This window comes from Bacillus sp. ISL-51, from assembly GCF_018613535.1.
GTDB lineage: Bacteria > Bacillota > Bacilli > Bacillales > Bacillaceae > Bacillus.
Genome location: NZ_JAGGQB010000004.1, coordinates 61,267 through 78,152, shown reverse-complemented (window position 1 = coordinate 78,152; position 16,886 = coordinate 61,267). Strand labels below are relative to the sequence as shown.

At 40.2% G+C, this 16,886-nt stretch carries 15 protein-coding genes, 7 tRNA genes and 3 pseudogenes; 19 read left to right on the top strand and 6 right to left on the bottom strand.

Annotation, left to right across the window (positions count from 1 at the left end):
* Positions 1-42: 42 nt before the first annotated feature.
* The 5 genes from rsbV (at position 43) to J7E26_RS04090 (ending at position 4,439) form a co-directional block, all read left to right on the top strand.
* Positions 43-372: an anti-sigma factor antagonist gene (rsbV, locus tag J7E26_RS04110; RefSeq protein WP_214801552.1), complete on the top strand. Its 330-nt coding sequence runs from the start codon at positions 43-45 to the stop codon at positions 370-372.
* On the top strand, positions 369-851 hold the full coding sequence (gene rsbW, locus J7E26_RS04105) for an anti-sigma B factor RsbW (protein ID WP_214801549.1): 483 nt from the start codon (positions 369-371) through the stop codon (positions 849-851). The genes rsbV and rsbW overlap by 4 nt, the downstream gene beginning before the upstream one ends.
* The gene (sigB, locus tag J7E26_RS04100; RefSeq protein ID WP_214801546.1) at positions 817-1,605 is read left to right on the top strand and encodes an RNA polymerase sigma factor SigB; all 789 of its coding nucleotides are present in this window, start codon (positions 817-819) and stop codon (positions 1,603-1,605) included. Before rsbW ends, sigB begins: the two co-directional genes overlap by 35 nt.
* The gene (gene rsbX / locus J7E26_RS04095; RefSeq protein WP_214801541.1) at positions 1,605-2,207 is read left to right on the top strand and encodes a phosphoserine phosphatase RsbX; all 603 of its coding nucleotides are present in this window, start codon (positions 1,605-1,607) and stop codon (positions 2,205-2,207) included. The genes sigB and rsbX overlap by 1 nt, the downstream gene beginning before the upstream one ends.
* A gap of 72 nt (positions 2,208-2,279) precedes the next feature.
* Entirely contained in the window at positions 2,280-4,439 is a 2,160-nt protein-coding gene (locus tag J7E26_RS04090; protein ID WP_214801538.1) for a Tex family protein, read from the top strand.
* A gap of 9 nt (positions 4,440-4,448) precedes the next feature.
* Here the strand turns inward: J7E26_RS04090 and cmpA are convergent, their stop codons facing one another.
* The gene (gene cmpA / locus J7E26_RS04085) at positions 4,449-4,562 is read right to left on the bottom strand and encodes a cortex morphogenetic protein CmpA (protein WP_003156164.1); all 114 of its coding nucleotides are present in this window, start codon (positions 4,560-4,562) and stop codon (positions 4,449-4,451) included.
* A gap of 98 nt (positions 4,563-4,660) precedes the next feature.
* Between cmpA and J7E26_RS04080 the strand changes: the two genes are divergently transcribed.
* The 8 genes from J7E26_RS04080 (at position 4,661) to J7E26_RS04045 (ending at position 5,940) form a co-directional block, all read left to right on the top strand.
* On the top strand, positions 4,661-5,110 hold the full coding sequence (locus tag J7E26_RS04080) for a SprT family protein (RefSeq protein ID WP_214801535.1): 450 nt from the start codon (positions 4,661-4,663) through the stop codon (positions 5,108-5,110).
* 135 nt (positions 5,111-5,245) lie between these two features.
* Positions 5,246-5,320: transfer RNA gene (locus J7E26_RS04075), tRNA-Asn, on the top strand.
* A 3-nt stretch (positions 5,321-5,323) separates the two neighbouring features.
* Positions 5,324-5,414: transfer RNA gene (locus tag J7E26_RS04070), tRNA-Ser, on the top strand.
* 19 nt (positions 5,415-5,433) lie between these two features.
* A tRNA-Glu gene (locus J7E26_RS04065) sits at positions 5,434-5,508 on the top strand.
* Between the two features lie 11 nt (positions 5,509-5,519).
* Positions 5,520-5,594, top strand: a tRNA-Gln gene (locus J7E26_RS04060).
* A gap of 31 nt (positions 5,595-5,625) precedes the next feature.
* Positions 5,626-5,701, top strand: a tRNA-Lys gene (locus J7E26_RS04055).
* Between the two features lie 10 nt (positions 5,702-5,711).
* Positions 5,712-5,793: transfer RNA gene (locus J7E26_RS04050), tRNA-Leu, on the top strand.
* 63 nt (positions 5,794-5,856) lie between these two features.
* A tRNA-Leu gene (locus J7E26_RS04045) sits at positions 5,857-5,940 on the top strand.
* Between the two features lie 95 nt (positions 5,941-6,035).
* Here J7E26_RS04045 and J7E26_RS18525 read toward each other — a convergent pair.
* Together J7E26_RS18525 and J7E26_RS04035 are read right to left on the bottom strand one after the other, a co-directional pair.
* Positions 6,036-6,604: pseudogene (locus J7E26_RS18525) on the bottom strand (tyrosine-type recombinase/integrase); the annotation flags it as partial.
* Between the two features lie 117 nt (positions 6,605-6,721).
* Complete coding sequence (locus J7E26_RS04035) at positions 6,722-7,570, bottom strand: sialate O-acetylesterase (protein ID WP_214801533.1); 849 nt, start codon at positions 7,568-7,570, stop codon at positions 6,722-6,724.
* A gap of 216 nt (positions 7,571-7,786) precedes the next feature.
* On the opposite strand from J7E26_RS04035, the pseudogene J7E26_RS04030 reads away from it, so the two are divergent.
* The 4 genes and pseudogenes from J7E26_RS04030 to J7E26_RS04015 form a co-directional block, all read left to right on the top strand.
* Positions 7,787-8,065, top strand: a pseudogene (locus J7E26_RS04030) (3-hydroxyisobutyrate dehydrogenase); the annotation flags it as partial.
* A 683-nt stretch (positions 8,066-8,748) separates the two neighbouring features.
* Positions 8,749-9,324 carry a TetR/AcrR family transcriptional regulator gene (locus J7E26_RS04025; protein ID WP_214801530.1) on the top strand — a complete coding sequence of 192 codons (576 nt, stop codon included), beginning with the start codon at positions 8,749-8,751 and terminating at the stop codon, positions 9,322-9,324.
* A 57-nt stretch (positions 9,325-9,381) separates the two neighbouring features.
* Complete coding sequence (locus tag J7E26_RS04020; protein ID WP_214801527.1) at positions 9,382-10,131, top strand: SDR family NAD(P)-dependent oxidoreductase; 750 nt, start codon at positions 9,382-9,384, stop codon at positions 10,129-10,131.
* Positions 10,132-10,457: 326 nt separating this feature from the next.
* Positions 10,458-11,471 carry an NADP-dependent oxidoreductase gene (locus J7E26_RS04015; RefSeq protein WP_214801524.1) on the top strand — a complete coding sequence of 338 codons (1,014 nt, stop codon included), beginning with the start codon at positions 10,458-10,460 and terminating at the stop codon, positions 11,469-11,471.
* A gap of 44 nt (positions 11,472-11,515) precedes the next feature.
* Here J7E26_RS04015 and J7E26_RS04010 read toward each other — a convergent pair.
* Both J7E26_RS04010 and J7E26_RS04005 read right to left on the bottom strand, forming a co-directional pair.
* Positions 11,516-11,615: pseudogene (locus J7E26_RS04010) on the bottom strand (transposase); the annotation flags it as partial.
* A 210-nt stretch (positions 11,616-11,825) separates the two neighbouring features.
* Positions 11,826-13,136 carry an amidohydrolase family protein gene (locus J7E26_RS04005; RefSeq protein WP_214801521.1) on the bottom strand — a complete coding sequence of 437 codons (1,311 nt, stop codon included), beginning with the start codon at positions 13,134-13,136 and terminating at the stop codon, positions 11,826-11,828.
* Positions 13,137-13,305: 169 nt separating this feature from the next.
* Between J7E26_RS04005 and J7E26_RS04000 the strand changes: the two genes are divergently transcribed.
* Positions 13,306-13,737 (top strand): MarR family winged helix-turn-helix transcriptional regulator, encoded by a 432-nt coding sequence (locus J7E26_RS04000; RefSeq protein ID WP_214801518.1) that lies wholly within the window; start codon positions 13,306-13,308, stop codon positions 13,735-13,737.
* A 590-nt stretch (positions 13,738-14,327) separates the two neighbouring features.
* On the opposite strand, the gene desA is transcribed toward J7E26_RS04000, so the two are convergent.
* A complete protein-coding gene (desA, locus tag J7E26_RS03995; protein ID WP_214801515.1) occupies positions 14,328-15,356 on the bottom strand; it encodes a Delta(5) desaturase DesA in 1,029 nt (342 codons plus the stop codon).
* A gap of 934 nt (positions 15,357-16,290) precedes the next feature.
* Here desA and cspC point away from each other — a divergent pair.
* Positions 16,291-16,494, top strand: coding sequence for a cold-shock protein (gene cspC / locus J7E26_RS03990; RefSeq protein WP_214801510.1), 204 nt, complete (start codon positions 16,291-16,293; stop codon positions 16,492-16,494).
* Positions 16,495-16,886: the final 392 nt, after the last annotated feature.

Here is a 16,886-nt window from a genome sequence, read left to right as displayed (position 1 = left end):
TAACCATTAGCATTAGTAAGGATAACTTTCAGAGGTGATACGATGAATTTAAAAGTAGATATGAAGCAGAATCTTTCAGATATACAGGTCAATATCGCTGGAGAAATTGATGTATACTCAGCTCCGGTCGTTCGTGAAAAGCTGATGCCCCTGGCAAGCGAGGGAAAAGACATGAGAATCTGCTTAAAAGATGTGAACTATATGGACAGTACGGGTTTAGGCGTATTTGTAGGCGTGTTTAAAACGGTCAGTAAGGAAGGCGGCTCCATGAAGCTTGAAAATCTTTCTGACCGTCTCGTTCGGCTGTTTGAGATCACTGGGCTTAAGGACATCATTGATATTTCGGCAAAGTCAGAAGGTGGCGTGCAATGAAGACATCAGTTGATTATATAGAAATGAAGATTCCGGCCGAACCGGAATATGTAGGAATCGTCCGGCTTACACTTTCAGGTGTCGCAAGCAGAATGGGCTATACCTACGATGAAATTGAAGATTTGAAAATTGCTGTCAGTGAAGCCTGTACAAACGCTGTTCAGCATGCTTACAAAGATGACAGCAAGGGTGAAGTATCCGTACGATTCGGTGTGTTTGAGGATCGGCTTGAGGTAATTGTCGCGGATCAGGGAGACAGTTTTGATTTCGATCAAAAGCATCAGAATCTCGGACCGTACACACCTTCGCACACAGTCGATCAATTATCAGAAGGAGGGCTCGGTCTATATTTAATGGAAACGCTCATGGACGAAGTCAAAGTTCAAAGCAACTCTGGCGTCACCGTGGCGATGACAAAGTATTTACATGGGGAGCGAGTTGATCATGGCACAACCATCAAAAACTACGAAACTAACTAAAGATGAAGTTGATCGGCTCATACGCGAATTTCAAATAAATGATAATAAAGAAGCCCAGGAAACACTCGTCGAAGTGTATACCAATCTTGTCGAAATGCTGGCGAAGAAATATTCAAAAGGCAAAAGCTTTCACGAAGACCTTCGCCAAGTCGGGATGATCGGGCTGCTCGGCGCCATCAAAAGATATGATCCTGAAGTCGGAAAAGCATTTGAAGCCTTTGCGATCCCGACCATAATCGGAGAAATTAAACGCTTCCTCAGGGACAAAACATGGAGCGTCCACGTTCCGAGACGGATCAAGGAGCTCGGCCCTCGAATTAAAATGGCGGTTGATCAGCTGACGACAGATACGCAGCGATCACCGAAAGTCGAAGAAATCGCAGCCTATCTCGACGTGTCCGAAGAGGAAGTGCTGGAAACGATGGAGATGGGGAAAAGCTATCAGGCCCTGTCTGTCGATCACAGCATCGAGGCGGACGCGGACGGAAGCACCGTCACCATTCTCGACATTGTCGGTTCCCAAGAAGAAGGATACGAACGCGTCAACCAGCAAATGATGATCAAAAGCGTGCTTCATGTGCTGTCTGACCGTGAAAAACAAATTATTGATTTAACATTTGTGCAAAATAAAAGCCAAAAAGAAACAGGGGACATTCTCGGAATATCTCAAATGCACGTCTCGCGCTTGCAGAGAAAAGCGGTGAAAAAACTGAGAGAGGCCTTGATTGGAGATCCCTCCATGGAGCTAATGTAATGATTCAGGTTGAAGAAAACGAACATGTTCAAACTCTTGTATACCAACTAAATAAAGAAGGCAAGTCCGTTTGCGGCGACAGCTTTTTTATGAAGGCGAATGAAGAGGAACTAGTATGTGCGGTAGCGGACGGCCTCGGGAGCGGATCACTTGCCAACGAGTCCTCATCAGCCATTAAAGACATCGTTGAATCCTATGCAGACGAGGACGTGGAAAGCATCATCGAACGGTGCAACCAAGCGATGAGAAACAAAAGAGGAGCGACTGCCTCCATCTTAAAAATCAATTTCATCAAAAGGCAGCTGACGTACTGTTCAATCGGGAACGTCCGTTTCTTTCTGCAATCCCCATCTGGCGACAGCTTTCATCCTCTGCCGATCTCAGGTTACCTGTCAGGCAAACCGCAGAGATACAAAACTCATACGTCATCATACGAAAAAGGAGCGAAATTCATCATTCACACTGATGGGTTAGATGTTCCGAATATCCGCTCCTATTTAAAACAAGGGCAATCAATAGATGACATATCAAATTCGCTTCACATGTACACAACGTCAAGAAAAGATGATTTAACCTATATTCTCGGGCAGCTTTTATCGTAAGGCTGCTTTTTTTATGTTCAGCCGTTTTTTGATACACTAGAGGAAGAATGAAGAGATGGAGGCTTTGGTGATATGGAAACGTTAGCCCTTTTGAAAAAACAAATTGCTGCAGAAACAGCTTTATCACAAAAAAACGTCGAAAGTGTAATCCGCCTGCTTGAAGACGGCAACACCGTCCCGTTTATCGCACGATACCGAAAAGAACAGACAGGTTCAATGGACGAGGTGCAGATTCAGACGATCTCTGAGCGCTGGCAATACATTCAAAACCTGAGCCAGCGGAAAGAAGAAGTGATCAGATTAATCTCCGAGCAGGACAAGCTGACAGACGAGCTGAAGCAAAAAATCGAACAGGCCGTCAAGCTCCAGGAAGTCGAGGATTTGTACCGCCCCTTCAAACAAAAACGGAAAACAAAAGCGACCGTCGCCAAAAGCAAAGGGCTTGAACCGCTTGCCGAATATATTCTTTCCCTGCCGAAAGATAACCGCCTTCACGAAACGGCTGATCAATACATAAGTGCAGAAAAAGAAGTGGCTTCAAGAGAAGAAGCCATCGAAGGCGCGAAGCACATTATAGCCGAACAAATCTCGGACGATCCTTATTTCAGAAAATGGATACGCCAAGAAACCTTCAAAAAGGGAATCCTCACATCTGCGGCAGGAAAATCAGCCGGGGATGACGAGAAAAACGTCTACGAAATGTATTATGAATATGAAGAGCCGATTCAAAAAGTCGTACCTCACAGAGTGCTTGCGATGAACCGGGGCGAAAAAGAAGGCATCTTAAAGATTGGGATCGAACCGCCCGCCGATCAAATAAAGGCCTATTTGGAAAAGCACATCATTAAACACCGCGATACACCGGTCAGGGAAACGCTGAAAGAAGCCATTGACGATGCGTACAAACGCCTGATCCAGCCGGCCATTGAGCGTGACATCCGCAAAGAGCTGTCAGAGAAAGCAGACGCGCAGGCGATCCATATTTTCTCTGAAAACCTGCGCAAGCTCCTGCTGCAGCCGCCGATGAAGGGAAAGGTTGTGCTCGGCGTCGATCCGGCCTTCCGCACAGGGTGCAAATTAGCCGTCGTCGACGAAACGGGAAAGGTGCTCAAAATCGACGTTATTTACCCGCACGCTCCCGTGAAAAAGACAGCGGAAGCGCGGGAAAAAGTGAAAACCATTTTGGAGAAGTACGAAGTCGAGGTCGTGGCGATCGGAAACGGTACGGCATCCAGGGAGACGGAGCAATTTACGGTTGATCTGCTAAAAGAAACGGAGCGGGACATTTATTATGTGATCGTCAATGAGGCCGGCGCAAGCGTCTATTCTGCGTCTGAGCTGGCGCGGGAAGAATTCCCTGATTTTCAGGTTGAAGAGCGCAGCGCCGTCTCAATCGCGCGGAGATTGCAGGACCCGCTGGCCGAACTCGTCAAAATTGATCCGAAATCAGTCGGCGTCGGCCAATATCAGCATGACGTCAGCCAAAAGCAATTAAACGAATCTCTCCGTTTTGTTGTTGAAACCGTCGTTAACCAAGTCGGCGTAAACGTCAATACCGCATCAGCCGCTCTGCTTCAATATGTAGCTGGATTATCCAAGACAGTTGCCGGCAACATCGTTAAAAAACGGGAGGAACTCGGCAAATTTACAAATCGCAAAGAGCTGAAAGACATCCCGCGTCTCGGCGCGAAAACGTATGAGCAATGCATCGGCTTTTTGAGGGTGCCGGACGGAAAAGAACCGCTCGACCGAACAGGCATTCACCCGGAAAGCTATAAAGAAACTAAGGACCTGCTTAAAAAACTCAAGCTCACAACAAGCCAGATCGGAAGCGCTGATCTAAAAGAGAAGATCAGCAAGCTGCCGCTGTCTGAAACGGCGCAAGAGCTCGGAATAGGGGAAATCACGCTGGCAGATATTTGCGGGCAGCTGACAAGGCCTGAGCGCGATCCGCGTGATGAAGTACCGAAGCCGTTACTGAAAAAAGACGTCCTTCAGCTTGAGGATTTAAAGGAAGGAATGGAACTGCAAGGCACCGTCCGCAACGTTGTAGACTTTGGCGCATTCGTCGATATCGGCGTCAAACAAGACGGGCTTGTGCATATATCCAAACTGAGCAATCAATTCGTCAAACACCCTCTCGACGTCGTATCGGTCGGAGACATCGTCACCGTATGGGTGGAAGGGGCAGACGTGCAAAAAGGCAGAGTGTCACTGTCTATGGTAAAATAAAAGCACTGCTTACGAGCAGTGTTTTTTTCTATAAAAATACCAGCATTGGTTCAAAAGCTTAATTTGATAATTATCCTTTTCTAAAAATGCTTTTTGCATTTGTTTCATCAGCCAATTCGGCATGGCTCATTCCTCCTCAGCTTTTAGTAAGAGGGCGGTTTTAACACATTGTATGCGAACGGTAAATTGTCCCGTTCAATGTTTTTAATGCGAGGTGCACAATGGATAACGAACAACTTCAAAAGCTGACAGAAGACATCTCTGCCGTTTATTTCGAAAAACCGTTCCGTCACCGGGCATTGTTTAATGATCGGCTGAAAACGACGGGAGGCAGATACCTGCTGTCTTCCCATAACATTGAATTGAACCGGAAATATTTACTTGAACACGGCCGAACAGAGCTGGAAGGCATCATCAAACACGAACTGTGCCATTACCATCTTCATCTTGAAGGGAAGGGGTACAAGCACAGGGACAAAGACTTCAGAGAACTGCTTCAGAAAGTAGGGGCGCCGAGATTCTGCACGCCGCTTCAAACAAAAAAAGTACAAAAGAAAACATATATGTATAGATGCACGGCTTGCGGCCAACAGTATATAAAGAAGCGGGCGATGAATCCGGAAAGATATGCCTGCGGAAAGTGCAAAGGAAAAATCAAAAGAATTTTGTAAAAAGGCTTGACTCATTTCGGTGTCCTATGTTAAATTATAAAAGTCGTTGAGAGACAACAATACTTTCTCGAAAAAACAATTGTTGCTTCTTGACACTATATGTCGCATCATATATAATGAAGAAAGTCTGATTATTCCACAGTAGCTCAGTGGTAGAGCTATCGGCTGTTAACCGATCGGTCGCAGGTTCGAATCCTGCCTGTGGAGCCATATGGAGAAGTACTCAAGTGGCTGAAGAGGCGCCCCTGCTAAGGGTGTAGGTCGTGTAAGCGGCGCGAGGGTTCAAATCCCTCCTTCTCCGCCAGATAAGTTCTCAACCAGACGGCCCGTTGGTCAAGCGGTTAAGACACCGCCCTTTCACGGCGGTAACACGGGTTCGAATCCCGTACGGGTCACCACTTACCTTCGTTGGGCTATAGCCAAGCGGTAAGGCAACGGACTTTGACTCCGTCATGCGTTGGTTCGAATCCAGCTAGCCCAGCCATTTTTATTTGTAACAATCACTTTTATAGAGCGAGCCATTAGCTCAGTTGGTAGAGCATCTGACTTTTAATCAGAGGGTCGAAGGTTCGAGTCCTTCATGGCTCACCATTTGTTTTTCGCGGGTGTGGCGGAATTGGCAGACGCGCTAGACTTAGGATCTAGTGTCTTACGACGTGGGGGTTCGAGTCCCTTCACCCGCACTTTATTTTTAAAGTGTTTATCACTAGCTTTCATGCTTAGTGGAAAAACAATTTCATAGTCACGCGGTCGTGGCGGAATGGCAGACGCGCTAGGTTGAGGGCCTAGTGGGTGAATAACCCGTGGAGGTTCAAGTCCTCTCGGCCGCATCCCAATAATACCAAGGGTTTAACCACCTTTGGTATTATTTTTTTGTGCGGAAAATACGGCTATGGAAGAAGACTTGCTCACCAAAACTCACCAGTTACTTAAAGTAATCATCCAAACGGTCAGCAGTTTCCTTCTGTTTATTAGGAAAAAGATGTCCGTAAGTATTCATTGTAAAAGAAACGGAACTATGTCCTAATCGTTCTTTTATTACTAAATAATCTTCCCCTTGATGGATTAGTAAGGCTACATGGGAATGTCTCAGATCATGGAAACGAATAGGCTCAACATTTCCTCTTTGACAAATCTGTTTTATTTTTCTGCTGAAAATATCTTTGGTAGGAGGTCTGTCTTTGTATTGGAACATATAAGTTTCTTCTGATTGATGAATTCTTTGAACTGATCGGGAGTCCAAAATTTCATCTGTTTCTTTACAACACTTAAATTTTTCACTTTTTCACATGGATTTTTGATTAAAACATCTTCTACGATACCTATATCAAAAATTTTGCTGAGAATGATCATTGTGTTATTAATTGTTTTGTTTTCAAGTCCTTTATTAATTAGTGATTTTTGAAAGTCTTGAATTTCATTATGGGTAACTTTTTTGACGATACAATTTTCAAAATACGGTATGATATGTTTTTCTATTGTGTATTTTTCAATATTTTAAAATAAATCTCCAATTGCATTGAAAACGTTCCTTATCAATATGGCACTTAACATAAAGAAAGAGCACAATTCTTACTTCAGAATTGCGCCCGATTGTTTAACAATTTTATTTTATTTACGTTCATTAATATTGGAGATATTAATAGAAAACTCCCCAAAACTCAATTGTCCTAAAGCAAATTTCGTACTTTGAACAAATATATGTTCATTTTTAGTTAGTTCACGTTTTGCTACCTTTTCAATCCATTCATGCTCTATGTCTAAACTGTCTAAAACATGCTTTTGTTTTGAAAAAGCTTCATAGTATCTTAATCCAAATTTTCTTTGGGAGATAGCATTAATATGAATGCCATCTGGATTTGCTGTTAAGCCTTTTGATGTTACAAAATAGCAATTTTTTTCGGTATGAGCAACTTTAGATAATATCTGGTTGATTTGTTTATATTCTACAGCGCTTTTTCCAAATCCGACTTCTCCAAGGTAATGTCCCAACTCACCGATAATAATCGGGATATCTGGTGCATTCAATTCTTCTCTCAAATGTTTAAATAATGAAAGCAATTTTTCTTCATATGTCTTATAACGTTCTCCGTAACTGTCGCTTTCTCCTTGATGCCACAGAATTCCCACTATTTCACTTGTTTCCATAGCGAATTTTGCTTCAGAAATCGCATGTCTTGTTAATAGTCCATCAATTGTCCACTCATCAATAGAGCTTCCTCCTTCAGCACATGGTATCAACCCAATGGACTCACCCGGATGATCCTCCGTCCAAGCCTGAGCAAAAGAGGCTGCTGGCCCAACACCAGATACGTGGCGATCAAAATTAAGCGGTTCTGCCATCATTTGCCACCTGCCGTTTCGCAACATATTTATATGCTCATTATAAATCAGCGCTACATCCTCAATAAATCCTCTACCTGCCATATTTGATTGTCCGATTAATAATATAGATTTCATTGAAAAACCTTCTTTCTTTGTTTGCATAAACAGGATTAAGAGTATCCTTAATTAGACTTTTTAGTCAAGTCGATTTTGTCTTTATTCAACTAAATGGTCCGATTCATTTTGTGTGAAATCCTGCGAATAAGCGAGTATTCGGGAGATATTCGTATTAAATTGAGGGAGTTTAAGTATATTTATTCACATTTTCATATCGATTTTAACACGAATATCGCATCACAAAAACAAGTAGTCATGGACGTAGTATCCGAGTTAGGCTTCGATGCAGTAGACAGTGGTTCTTTAAGTGACTCTTGGAGACAGCAGCCAGGAACTCCTGCTTATTGCACAGAGCTAACAAAAGATGAACTCAGGAAGGCTTTGAAAGAGGCGAAAAAAGAAAAAGCACCATTACTTCGCGACAAAGTGATGGGAATATTTGCGGAGAAAAAAGGTGTTGAATTTTCCCACGAGGATGTTGTGAATCTAAACAGAGAAATATACAATTCATAAAAACAAAGGGTGCACTCAGTTAGAGCGCACCTTTTTGTATATCATGTATACTCATAAATTTACAGATGTGTGTTTGCTTCTTTCTTTTTTTTCGCCAAAGGTTCTTTTTCCTGAGTATGCAGCTTTTTATTTCGCTTTTAAATTAAATTCTTCTCTGACGGATTTATTGTTTTTTTTAACCATAATTGATATAAACGTATAGAAATGATGGCAAATGAATATAAGGAGTGTAATGAAAACAAGCTTTCATCACCAGTGATATGGATTTATAATGTTGAGGGCCTAGTGGGTGAATAACCCGTGGAGGTTCAAGTCCCCTCGGCCGCATCTCAATGATACTAATGATTGAAGACCTTTGGTATTTTTTTTGTGTGAAAAATGACTCGCCCCCATTCACATAATGTTTTAAGGGGTTTATGCCGAAATTTACATTGTCCCATATAGATGCTCAAAAATATCACGGTCTGCTTTTTTATTGCACTAGAAGTCAAAATTCTTTACCGATCGTTCTTAAATATGCTATTATAAAAAACAGGTTAGATCTAACTACTTTGCTACTCAAATGAGAATGATCATTCTCTAATTGTTGTTTGAATGAGGGAGGGATGAATGTATAAGGTTGTGCTTCTAGTACATCAATGATTCTCAGTCCTTTCCCTGAATATGTTCGAAGGTGGGATTACATGGCTAGAAATAAAGAATTTGATGAAAAGAAGGCATTAAGAAAAGCAATGACCCTTTTTTGGGAACAGGGCTATGAAAAAACATCCATGCAAGACTTGGTGGATCATATGGGCGTTCACCGCAGAAGTATTTATGATACATTTGGCGACAAACATACTTTATTTATGCGAGTCTTAAATCATTATGTAGAAATAATGGAAGTTCGAATGAAGAATGAAGTGAAAACAGAATTAACAGTGAAGCAGGCGATACGAAAATTATTTGAAATGGTGATTGATTCGACAGATCATCAGCCAAAAGGGTGTTTAGCTGTTAATGCAGCTGTTGAGTTATCTCTAATTGATGAGGAAGTTGCGAAAAAAACGACAGAGATTTTTATCAATACAGAAGCCTTATTATTTGATCTGCTTAAACATGGTCAAGATCAAGGTGAAATTCCTAAACACAATGACATCAAAGGGCTTTCTCAATTTATTCATAATTCACTTGTAGGAATACGAGTATTAGCAAAAACGACAAATGATAAAGAGAAATTAGAAAGTATTATTGATTTGACTTTGTCGACACTAGATTAAATCTATTTTGTGATATCGTTTAATTCATTAATAATATGGTTTCAAGGAGAGAATGATATGAAGTATACAGTTATTACAGGAGCAAGCTCAGGTATTGGATATGAGACAGCATTAGCATTTGCTGCTCGTGGCAAAAACCTCATTATTGTGGCTAGAAGATTAGATAAATTGGAAGAGCTTAAATCAAAAATTCAGAATATCAATTCCGATTTAGATGTGATCATTCGTACAAGTGATTTATCTGACACAGCCCAGGCATATACACTTTATGAGAATTTAAAGGAATATCAAATTGAAACGTGGATTAACAATGCTGGTCTTGGTGAATCTTCTTCTGTGACGGATCAGAATTTAGAAAAAGTAGAATCCATGTTACGTCTTAATATAGAGTCATTGACAATCCTTTCTACACTATTTGTGCGTGATTATTCTCATGTAGAGGGAACTCAGTTAATAAACGTATCCTCTGCACTCGGATATGCAACTTATATTGGTGGTATTACCTATTCTGCATCTAAATATTTTGTTAGTGCATTTACAGAAGGGCTTGCAAAAGAACTAGAGCTTAAAAGTACAAAAATGAAGGCGAAAGTTTTAGCACCAGCAGTGACAGAAACAGAATTTGAGAGAACTGCACAGGATGTAGAAGAATTTGATTACAAAAACTTTATGCCTAAGTATCACACAGCTAAGCAAATGGCTGGTTTTATGCTAGAGCTTTATGACAATAATAAAGTCGTAGGTATTGTAGATGAAAGCTACAACTTCAATTTAGGAGATCAAATCTATCCAATACTAGGCGTTTAATGTGTGAACAAAGGATATATAAGTAAAAAACCCTTTAGAATGATTCTTTGCAGTATCGATTCAAAAAAATGCAATCATTTGAGAATGATCGTTCTAAAAAAGAGGAAAGTACCAAATGAATAAAAAGGAAGTTTTGTGAGTATTTAAGGTTTAGGTGGTGGATTGATCCTAATAAAGTTACCCTCCATCTAAACGTTTAGAATCAATATAAGAACCTTATAAAAAGAAAGATATTGAGGATAGAAAATTGAGGTAGACAGTGAAAATCATAAAAGTAAGGGAAAAAATTTTAAAAAGCAACTCTACGGAAGGGTGCTAATGAAAAAATGAAAACACTCATGAAAGCAGCTCAGATCACGAAGTACTCAAAAAATCTCCATGCCCAAATCAATGACATTCCAATTCCAGAAATCGATGACAACGAAGTCTTGGTAAAGGTCAAAGCTGCTGCGGTCAATCCACTCGAAATGTTGATTATTACAGGTAGCGTCAAACTAATTCAAGATTATGAATTCCCATTAACGCTAGGTAATGAATTGACAGGTGTGATCGAAAAAGTCGGAAAAAATGTGACAGACTTTCACGCAGGAGATGCCATCTATACACGTCTTCCGGTAGAAAAAATTGGAGCTTTTGCGGAATATGCTGCAATTGACGCTGCCGCAATTGCACCAATGCCAAAAAACTTGTCCTACGTGGAAGCCGCTGCTGCACCACTGGCTGGACTCACAGCGTATCAAGGTCTACATGAAGAACTTGAGGCGCAGTCTGGTAAATCTGTTTTCATACCAGGTGGATCAGGAAGCTTTGGTCAAATGGCTGTTCCAATCGCAAAGGCAATGGGCCTAAATGTCATTGTTAGCGGCAGTTCAGAAACGCGCGAACGCACTCTGGAAATGGGTGCCGATCAATATTTTGATTATTCAACAGAAAACTATGTTGACTTGTTATCGAATGTGGATTACGTGATTGATACACTGGGTCCTAAAGAGTTTGACAGTGAATTGAGTATCATCAAACCGGGCGGAAGATTGCTCTCTCTTCGTACGGGACCAAATAAACGTTTCGGAAAAGACCGAAATTTTCCATTGTGGAAACAAAAGCTATTTGCCCTTGCTGGTGCAAAGTATGACCGCAAAGCTAAGAAACACGACGTCGAATACCGTTTTATATTCGTTCGTTCTGAAGGCGCACAACTTAAAGAGATTACCAAACTCATTGAAGAGAACAACATTGTTCCAGCAATTTATCCAACACTATTTACCATAGACAACATAAATGAAGCACTAGAACTAGTCGCAAATGGGCGACCAATAGGAAAAGTGATTATTCATTTTTAAGGGGAACTGCAAGAAACAAAAGGCTTACAATAACCGCAATAATTCCAGACAAAGGCAGATTCGTTAGGAGCAATCGTATAGCCAAGTACTTCTTTGGAAACCGGCTTCGCGAATGCCAACCGCAATATAGACAGCTTCTTTTGATTCCCCGTAAACTAGAGCTTGAACAAGATCTGTTGTAAACCAATTCAAAGAAAGACCTTCTTTCTTTGAATTGGTTGTGGTGACTTAAATCTAAAAGAAAAGGTCTTCCTTTTTGTATTTCTTCATTTACACAAGATATTTTACGCTCTCAATTGAAGTATATCTTTTCACAATCTTAGTGAGAGATCCTAACTTATAATTAATTAACCATTAAATTGATTGTTTTATACCTTTGAACCATACAGATTTGATTGACAAAGTATCTGTTATATTGGTCGTCGGATCGCCGTTTACGAGTACAAAGTCAGCACGCATACCTTCGGCAATACGACCGCGATCATCAAGACAAAAGCAACGGGCCGTTTTTGAAGTAGCCGACTGAAGAGCTTCTATTGGAGTAAATCCCGCCTTAACCAGCAATTGCATTTCATGATGAACGCTGGCACCGTGAGCAAGACCACCAAGATTCGGAACAGGAACCGGGGAGACATCAGTCCCGACCAAAATATCTACACCCGCATTGTGAAGATCCATCACATTTTGAAAGCTATTCTCCATACTGCCTTGGGGAAAGGTATTAAAGCTTGAGTTCAAAACGTCAATCCATTCTGGACTTAATTTGGAATATACACGTGGATCATCTGCTAATACCGATGCCGAATTTCCAAGAATCGATGAGTTCAATACCAGGCATGGTGTGACAAAAGCACCTGACTCAGCTATAGAACTAACCAACTTGGACGTTGATTCGGGCCTGTCAATAAACAAATGGCCCAAACCATCTACTCCAATATTGATGGCTTCTTGGGAAGATTGAGCTGTCAATACATGGGCAATGACGATTTTATTCGACTTGTGAGCTTCATCAACAGCTGCTTTTAAAATAGCGTCACTTAAAACAGGCAGTCCTGGAGCGCCCATGACAGTACCTTCTTCAATCATAATCTTAATGAAGTCGGCTCCATTTTTAACTTGGGTATGCACATGCTTGATGGCTTCTTTCACAGTAGTCACTTGAGGAATTTCTTCGTGATCATGAGCGTATGCAGCAAGCATAGCCTCTCTGTCTTCCCTCGATAGCTTTTCTAATTCTTTCAAGACAAATTCAGGAATTTCATCTCCATCTGGTAACAGTTCATCTGGATGACCGCCCGGTGCAGTGATCGCAGTACCAGTAGAACGAACGTCGGCGACATCAACCAAATCTTTCAACTGGATCTCACGCCCTCTTTTAGTAAAATCGCCGTTCATTTCGAGTTCGGTTGTCACACCAAATTTTAAAGCATCCCTTAGTCCACCAATAGAAGTGTGAACATGTGCATCAATCAAACCAGGAAGTAAAGTTGCATTATCCGCATTGAAGATTGTTGCATTTTCTGGAATATCTTTGCCCACTGCAATAATTTTTTCTCCTTTGATAACAATATTTCTTGCATCGATAACCTTTTCCCCATCGAAAATACGAACATTTGTAATTGCCGTAACTTTTTCCGTAGTAGAGTTATGATTTTTGTTTGCCATTTTGATGTTCCTCCTTGGTAAATCATAATTTAATTAGGATTCTAACAGTTAGTCTTCTAACTGTCAATATTCTAAATTCAGCCATTGACAATCAAGTGTAAATTTTGTATAGTTCACCTATTGACTGTTAGTTATCTAACTATTTATCGGTTATATTAGGAGGTATACCATGAAGTCTCGAAAGGATACACCCTACCTTGACTTGTTTCAAATTATCGGGCTTAAACTAAAAAAAAGAGCAGACGAAAGCATAAAAGATTTGGGGTTAAACTCTCAACAAGGAAAAATCATCGACTATATCTACAAGAATCAAGATAAAGATTTAATTCAAAAGGACCTTGCAGATCGTTTCCATTTGCGCGGTGCAAGTATTACAAGTATGCTTCAAGGCCTTGAGAAAAAAGGATTGATTGAGCGCAAAATCCCTGCTGATAATGAGCGACAAAAAAATATTTATGTTTTGCCTAAAGCCGTTGAACTGATTGAATCCTTTAATCAATCGTTTCAAAAAGTGGAAGATGAAATTATTTTTGGCCTTACTGAAGAGGAGCAGCAAACCTTAAATGAATTGTTGAACAAAATCAATCAACATTTAAAATGAGTGTTACTAATGGAATCAAGTATACAACCATTCAAATTTCCTGGAATTAAAAACCCTTAACTCACTGTCAATTCTCATCTTGGAAGGGGGTTCTTGGATTAGTTTGCTTGAATTAAAGGGTAATTTCAAAATGAACAAAAATTCGGGCATGTATGTGTATTGTTTTAATTTCTAGGCTCCATGGCATCGTGACATTTTGCTTAGTTATCGAAACGGACAAGAAATTAATCACCATTTCTCAACCACAATTCACGAAAATAAATAGAAATTATAGAAAATGAAAGAAGGGAGTGTAATGAAAACAAGCTTTCATAACCAGTGATATGGATTTACAATGTTAAGAGCCTAGTGGGTGAATAACCCGTGGAGGTTCAAGTCCTCTCGGCCGCATCACAATAATACCAAGGGTTTAACCACCTTTGGTATTATTTTTTTATGCGGGAAATACGGCAGCAAATGTACCGCATTGTAGAGTCTGCAAGTGTATTCGGCACTAAAAAGTGCTGACCTCTGCACAAAACCGTTGTGCGGGTCTGCACTTTTATTCTGCAAGATACACTGCTCCTTATCATCGGTTATGGGGGGGCTATTTAATCCATTCTAAGCCGCGCTGATGCTTGGCTTTTAGAAGCTTTTTTTAAGTGGCTGAAACCAACAAATTTTTTGCCTTCTTCATCCCATAGGCGGAACTTTAATGACTTAAGACTTGTTGCCAGTGTAATGGTCGGAACGTTTTGCAATGGTTCAGTGTTGTTATGCACTTTTTCAAGCTTATAGTTTGGGACTCTCGGGCTTAAATGATGAACATGATGGAAACCGATATTGCCTGTTAGCCATTGCATGACTTTTGGAAGCTTATAAAAAGAGCTTCCTTCAACTGCTGCTTTTACATATTCCCAATGCTCATCTTCTTCAAAATAAGAATCCTCAAACGTATGCTGAATATAAAACAACCAAATTCCGAGGGATCCCGATATCATAAAAATTGGCACCTGAACCAGCAGGAAATTTTGCCAGCCGATAGCCCAACATAAAAGTGCTGCCAAAGCGACGATCCCCAGGTTCGTTATATACGTATTCATCCGTTCTTTGCGTTTTGCCCCTTTACGATTAAAACGATTGGTAATCCCGAAGACGTAAATCGGCCCGATAATAAACATAACAAACGGATTTCTGTACAAACGGTACATTATTTTTGTCTTAGTTGAGGCTTCCTTATATTCCTCAACCGTCAGTACCCAAATATCGCCTGTACCTCGTTTGTCCAGGTTGCTGCTTGTCGCATGATGGACAGAATGGTCGTGTGCCCAATGATCAAAAGGATGCAGAGTCAGAATTCCTGTTATTGTTCCAAGGATTCGATTCGCCTTTCTGTTCTTAAAAAAGGAATAGTGGCAGCAATCATGAAAGATGATGAAGGTTCTCACTAAAAAACCTGACGCAACGACAGAAATCGCTAATGTAAGGAAATAAGAAATCGACAAGCTCTTATACGCCAAATACCATAACAGGAAAAATGGCACCAATGTGTTAATGATTTGACAAATGCTTTTTTGTAAATCGGACTTTTCATAAGGTGTAACCAGTTTTCTCAAAGTCCTTAGGTTTTGTTCATTCATTTTTTAAAGTTTCCCCTTCCCTGATGATCTTAATCTTAGTATAGAAAACGTTTTATTGCCTTTGAAGTCCCAGCTGTCATACACCATATATGATATGTATCTTCCCCATCTTTCTGAAATGATTGGAAATCGAAACTGATTTCCAGCGCAATTAAATCTTTATTAGCAGAGCCGGCCGGGATACAAAAGGCGTATGAAGATTATACCCGGCTCTTTATCGTGTCAAACTCTCTCCCTGCTCCCCTAGGGAACCGGTTTATTTAGACCGTGAACATTGATTGATTGAGGAACAAACATTACAAGTAAGGAAATACTATCGTAAATATGGATTGATTTTTGATTGTCAAAATAAAGAGAGCTAGAAGACCATATTGCTATTGAGCTTGAATGTCCTAATTTTTTAAAAAGACTTTGGAAAGTGGTAATGAAGAAAAGGAAGATTATTTGTGGTCAAGTTTTATTTTTTATGAGGATCTTGGAAAATGGGGATATACCATGAGCACCGTTTGGAAATGCAGAAACAAAGCTTTACCAGTGAACAGCCCCGCTTTTAAAAGAATATCGTGCACTTGAACAAGAAACAGCTGAGCTTTTTAAAGAAAGCTTTAACAATCAATAATGAAGTACTATTAAGCAAAGAAAAAGGTTTGAAGACACTCGTGATTCATTTTCACGGTGTTTTCAAACCATAGTTATTATAGGTCTCTTAGACATGTTATAAATTCGATGCAGAATGATTGACATTTTCTATTTTTGTTTACCGCTTCTGCACCACTGGTATCCGTTTGCAATTATTTCCGTTTCGTGCTATGATAAAGAAGAATTATTTTTGTTCGTGTAAAGGATAGTATGAATATCGACTTTTCGTCTAGATGATACTTTGGGCAAGGATAGTAATTACAATGTGCGAGTAACGCACTAGGAGGCAACAAAAATGGAACAAGGTACAGTTAAATGGTTTAATGCAGAAAAAGGTTTTGGATTTATCGAACGTGAAAATGGAGACGATGTATTCGTACACTTCTCTGCAATCCAAGGTGACGGATTCAAATCTTTAGACGAAGGTCAAAAAGTAACGTTTGACGTTGAGCAAGGTTCTCGTGGAGCTCAAGCTGCTAACGTTCAAAAAGCTGCTTAATCTTCAATCGTTTTTACAAACAGGCTCTTTATATAGGGCCTGTTTTTTTATGTTCTCTGTATAATACTCAATAAAAAACCCTACTCAACGTTCGAGTAGGGAGGTGGTAAAAGAAGGTAATAGCAAAAGATTTAACACTTCAAAGGTTTGTTTACAGTATAACATACTGGATTGACAATATGCGGAATGTATATAAATTATTTATTTTTCTTTTCGAATACAACTGCATTTTATTCTTTCTTTTTTCACTAACCTGGTACAAGACTTCACAATCTCAAGTCCTGCAAACCATTTTCAAATAACCTCTGATTGAAAGTTTATCAGCTAAGATCTTTTCTTTTCCTGTTCCTCTGCTTGGTAGCCGTAGTTCGAGACCAATACTTTTTTAGCGA

Excerpts from the sequence above, each read along its gene's own strand:
- rsbV (WP_214801552.1), top strand. The coding sequence starts at position 43 with ATGAATTTAAAAGTAGATATGAAGCAGAATCTTTCAGATATACAGGTC.
- rsbW (WP_214801549.1), top strand. The coding sequence starts at position 369 with ATGAAGACATCAGTTGATTATATAGAAATGAAGATTCCGGCCGAACCG.
- sigB (WP_214801546.1), top strand. The coding sequence starts at position 817 with ATGGCACAACCATCAAAAACTACGAAACTAACTAAAGATGAAGTTGAT.
- rsbX (WP_214801541.1), top strand. The coding sequence starts at position 1,605 with ATGATTCAGGTTGAAGAAAACGAACATGTTCAAACTCTTGTATACCAA.
- J7E26_RS04090 (WP_214801538.1), top strand. The coding sequence starts at position 2,280 with ATGGAAACGTTAGCCCTTTTGAAAAAACAAATTGCTGCAGAAACAGCT.
- cmpA (WP_003156164.1), bottom strand. The coding sequence starts at position 4,562 with ATGCCGAATTGGCTGATGAAACAAATGCAAAAAGCATTTTTAGAAAAG.
- J7E26_RS04080 (WP_214801535.1), top strand. The coding sequence starts at position 4,661 with ATGGATAACGAACAACTTCAAAAGCTGACAGAAGACATCTCTGCCGTT.
- J7E26_RS04035 (WP_214801533.1), bottom strand. The coding sequence starts at position 7,570 with ATGAAATCTATATTATTAATCGGACAATCAAATATGGCAGGTAGAGGA.
- J7E26_RS04025 (WP_214801530.1), top strand. The coding sequence starts at position 8,749 with ATGGCTAGAAATAAAGAATTTGATGAAAAGAAGGCATTAAGAAAAGCA.
- J7E26_RS04020 (WP_214801527.1), top strand. The coding sequence starts at position 9,382 with ATGAAGTATACAGTTATTACAGGAGCAAGCTCAGGTATTGGATATGAG.
- J7E26_RS04015 (WP_214801524.1), top strand. The coding sequence starts at position 10,458 with ATGAAAACACTCATGAAAGCAGCTCAGATCACGAAGTACTCAAAAAAT.
- J7E26_RS04005 (WP_214801521.1), bottom strand. The coding sequence starts at position 13,136 with ATGGCAAACAAAAATCATAACTCTACTACGGAAAAAGTTACGGCAATT.
- J7E26_RS04000 (WP_214801518.1), top strand. The coding sequence starts at position 13,306 with ATGAAGTCTCGAAAGGATACACCCTACCTTGACTTGTTTCAAATTATC.
- desA (WP_214801515.1), bottom strand. The coding sequence starts at position 15,356 with ATGAATGAACAAAACCTAAGGACTTTGAGAAAACTGGTTACACCTTAT.
- cspC (WP_214801510.1), top strand. The coding sequence starts at position 16,291 with ATGGAACAAGGTACAGTTAAATGGTTTAATGCAGAAAAAGGTTTTGGA.